At 34.5% G+C, this 351-nt stretch carries 1 protein-coding gene; it reads right to left on the bottom strand.

The genetic code is table 11. The annotated features are described in order from the left end of the window. A partial coding sequence (locus IC221_RS29375) for an Rpn family recombination-promoting nuclease/putative transposase (RefSeq protein ID WP_188172336.1) occupies positions 1 to 351 on the bottom strand: 351 nt, incomplete at both ends.

Raw genomic sequence — 351 nt, forward strand, 5'->3', positions numbered from 1 at the left:
TTCGGTCTCATCAAAGATAAAATCCATAATGGAAATCACATAGACTGCTTTTAACTCATAATCCCATCCTTTTCCTCTCTTGGCTTGTTCTTGAATGGGGAAACTTGAGTAATAAATGGTGCGGTCTTTAAAATGAGTCTGTTCGGCACGTTGTAACTCCACGATAAATTTTTCACCTTTTTCGTTTTCACAATATAAATCATAAATGGCTTTACCGTCGGTGTCATTTTTGGGTAAATGTTCCGTTGATTTATACGTCAAATCATAAATCTGGTCTTCGGCAGGTAATACTGAATTCAAGAAATCAATCAGAATATCTTTATTCGCTTCTTCTCCAAATATTTTCTTAAA

The sequence above is a fragment of the Flammeovirga sp. EKP202 genome (genome assembly GCF_014534745.1).
Taxonomy (GTDB): Bacteria; Bacteroidota; Bacteroidia; order Cytophagales; family Flammeovirgaceae; genus Flammeovirga.